Annotated in this window: 1 protein-coding gene; it reads right to left on the reverse strand. The window is 65.1% G+C overall.

Annotation, left to right across the window (positions count from 1 at the left end; genetic code table 11):
* Positions 1–70: 70 nt before the first annotated feature.
* Positions 71–261 (reverse strand): enoyl-CoA hydratase/isomerase family protein (locus B4920_RS26760; RefSeq protein ID WP_139379714.1); only part of this gene is annotated, 191 nt, incomplete at its 5' end.

Below are 261 nucleotides of genomic sequence, written 5' to 3' on the forward strand. Positions count from 1 at the left end.
GTTTGCTCCTTGCTCCGTTCGTAATCCGGCCTCTCGGCCAGCGCGTCCCTTGCCTGGCAGCGCTGGCCCCTCAGCAGGCCAGGGGATTTTTCCCCTCGGGCCAGCGATAGAAATCGTCGAGCCAGTCAGCACCGGGCCGTGGCGGCTGCCAGCGGGGGGATTTGTCCTTGTCGATGAGCAGTGCCCGCACCCCTTCCACGAAATCCCCCTTGAGCACGCAGTTGACCGAGAGCGCCAGTTCGTCGGCAAACACCTCGGCCA

Source organism: Zoogloea sp. LCSB751 (genome assembly GCF_002028455.1).
Lineage (GTDB): Bacteria > Pseudomonadota > Gammaproteobacteria > Burkholderiales > Rhodocyclaceae > Zoogloea.